Genomic DNA, 3,457 nt, shown 5'->3' on the forward strand with positions numbered 1-3,457 from the left:
TTTTTACCGCCGATAGCGATAGCCTGACGGCATCGGGCCGCGCGGTGAAGAGCATCAAGCTGACGGCTAGCGGCAAGGCCGATATCACCAGTCCCGCCGCCAACGTATCGCTGACCGGCTCCGTCGACGACCAGCCGCTCGACATCAAAGCAGCGCTGGTGACGAGCGAAGGCAAGCGTTCGATCAATGGATTCCTGGTCTCGCTGGGCGACAACAAGGTCTCGGGCGATCTCGCGCTCGACGACAAGTACATGCCGCTCGGCACGCTGACGCTCGACGCACCCGCTATCGACCAACTGGCCGCACTCGCTGGCCAGGCGGTGACGGGCGACATCGACGGCACTATCCGGTTTGCCAAGGAGGGCGACGCGCCCTCCGTTGCGATCGATGCGAAGAGCACATCGATCGCGCGCGGCGAGGTGACGGCCAAGGCCATCACCGTCAATGCGCTGATCGCCAATTATCTCAAGGCGCCGGCGATCGCGGGTACGATCAAGGCCGACAGCGTCACCTCCGGGACCACGGAAATCGGCGGCATCGGCGTCGACCTGAAGCGTGATGGCGACTGGACCAATTTTACCGGCGGCGCCACCATAGCGGGCATTCCGGCGACCGCTGCCGGCCGGGTGAAAATCGCCAACGGCACGACCAGCATCGAGATTGCCTCGGGCGAGGCGACGGTTCGCGGCATCAAGGCGGCAATCGCTCAGGCGTCGACACTAAGCATCGCCAACGGCACGACCAGCATCGAAAGGCTGGCGCTCGACGTCGGCGGTGGCTCGGTGACCTTGTCCGGGACAGCTGGCCAGACGCTCGATCTCGCGGCGCAATTTTCGGCACTTCCCGCGGCGCTCGCCAATGAATTTTCGCCCGGCCTCGATGCTGTGGGCACGCTCAGCGGCACGGCTGGTGTGACCGGACCGCCGGCCGCTCCCGATGTCCGCTTCAATGCGCAACTGGCCGGTATCGAAACCAGCCAGACCCGGCAGGCCGGGCTCGGACCGCTCGCCGTCGATGCGGCCGGCAGCTACACGATTGCCGGCGGCGTGGTGCTCGATCAGGTGACGCTGACCGGCGACAAGGTTTCCGGCAAGGCAACCGGCACCCTCAACCCGAACGGCGCCAGCGATTTTGTGCTCGATCTCATCTCATCCGGCCCCAGCCTGCCCCTGACTGTCGGCAGCGCCGAGAGCCCGGTCAAGATCGAGATCCAGTCCTTGTCGGCAAAGGTGGCGGGCGAGAGCACGCGGGCCCGCCTGGATGTCTCGGCGATTCTGCCCTCGATCGTCACCAGCCCGGCGAGGGTGGAGGGGCTTGCCCTGGCGTTGCATTCGGATGCGTTCGATCTCAAGAACCGTGCAGGGCCGGTTTCCGGCACCGTGTCCGTGGACAAGGTCGGCCTCGACAATCCGATGATCGCGCCGCTGATCGCCGGCAAGGTCACGGCAGCCGTCAGCGGCAGCCTGACGGCCGACCTGTTTGCCATCGACAGCGGCTCGCTCAAGAGCAATGCGCTGAACAGCCAGGTCGCCGGCCAGGTATCGCTGCGAGACGGTGCCATAGACCTCAACCTGAGGGCGGATGCCCCATCGTCGGCCTTGCCGGCGGCGGCGCGCGGCATGCTTGGCGAACGCGCTGAGATCAGCGCCACGCTGAGGCGCGATCCCAAGGGCAGCATCAACGTCGATGGGTTGAAGCTGACCTCTGGCGCGCTGACCGCCGACGGGCAGGCGAGCCTTGCCGACAACAAGGTGGCCGCCGACATCAAGGGTGCGCTGAGCGACATCTCGCTGCTGTCGAAGGATGCCAAGGGCGCCATCGCCTTTGCGTTGAACGCACAGGGGCCGGCCACTGCGCCGGATCTGTCACTGACGATCGACAGCGACCGTCTTCTCGTGGCGGCGCGAGAGATCACCGGGTTGAAGCTGACCGCCACCGGCAAGGCCGATGCCGCCAGCCCGGCGGCCAACGTGCGCCTGACCGGCAATGTCGCCGGCCAGGCGCTGCAAGGCAGTGCGGTGCTGGCGACGGCGGACGGCAAGAGCGCCATCAACGGCCTGCTGCTGTCGCTCGGCAAGAACAGGATTTCCGGCGATCTGGCGCTGGACGAGAAGTTCGTGCCGGTCGGCACCATCGCGCTCGACCTGCCCGATATCGGCCCGCTGGCGGCACTTGCCCTGGAAAAGGCCGAAGGCGACGTGCGCGGCACGATCGCCTTTTCGAAGAACGGCACCGCACCGCAGGTCGCCATCAAGGCGGCGACAGCGTCGATCACGCGCGGCGACCTGCAGGCGAAAGCCGTCTCGATCGATGCGCTGGTCGCCAACTATCTGGCGGCGCCCGTGATCTCCGGAAAGATCCGCGCCGACACCGTCATTTCGGGCGGCACCGTGATCAGCGGCATCGATGTCGACTTAAAGCGCGACGGCGACTGGACCGGCTTCGCCGGCGGCGCAACCGTCAAGGGCATTCCGGCGCGGGCCGCCGGCCGGGTGAAAGTGGCCAACGGCACGACAACTATCGAGCTTGCCTCCGGCCAGGCGACCGTCCAGGGCATCAAGGCGGCCATTGCCCAGGCCTCGACCGTCAGCATCGCCAATGGCACGACGACGCTGGACCGGCTGGTGCTCAACCTTGGCGGTGGCACGGCGACGGTGACCGGCAAGGTCGGCACGGCGCTCGACATCAATGCGACGCTGGCGCGGGTGCCGATGTCGCTCGCCAACAGTTTTTCGCCGGGGCTCGATGCCGCCGGCTCGATCTCAGGCACGGTCAAGGTGACGGGCGCGCCGGCAAATCCCGCCATTGCCTTCAATCTCGACGCGGCGGGCGTGCAGACCTCGCAGACCCGCGGTGCCGGTGTCGGTGCGGTCAGTGTCTCCTCGTCGGGCACCTTCGGCGCCAACAAACTGACCTTCAATGCCAATGTCAGCGATGGAGCCGGCCTTGGCGTCAAGGGCGGCGGCACCGTGACGACGGCCGGCACGCCGGCACTGGTGCTCGACTTCAATGGCGTCGTGCCGTTCGGCCTGCTCAGCCAGAAGCTTGCCGCGCAGGGCCTGTCGCTGTCCGGAACCGCCAATGTCAACGTGCAGGTGCGCGGTCCCGCGACATCGCCCGTCATCGGCGGCAGCGTCAGCACCTCGGGTGCGCGCCTTGTCGATGCGCGCTCCGGCCTCGCCGTCAACGATCTCGCCGCCGATGTCTCGATTGCCGGCGGCGTCGCCAGGATCAACCGGTTGACCGGAACGCTGTCGACGCGCGGCAGCCTGTCGGCCAGCGGCACGGTTGGCATCAACCCGGCGCAGGGTTTTCCGGCCGATTTGTCGATCAAGCTGGTCGACGGCCGCTATACGGACGGAAGGGTGGTGACCGCCAATCTCGGCGGCGACCTTACGATCAAGGGACCGCTGACCTCCGCACCGGTCATTGCCGGCACCGTCAACCTCGCCAAGAC

1 pseudogene is annotated in these 3,457 nt (G+C 67.0%); it reads left to right on the forward strand.

The features are described 5' to 3' along the window. Nucleotides 1-3,457: pseudogene (locus EN750_RS24405) on the forward strand (translocation/assembly module TamB); the annotation flags it as partial.

Origin of the sequence: Mesorhizobium sp. M7A.F.Ca.ET.027.03.2.1 (assembly GCF_003999175.1) — a bacterium.
Taxonomy (GTDB): Bacteria; Pseudomonadota; Alphaproteobacteria; order Rhizobiales; family Rhizobiaceae; genus Mesorhizobium.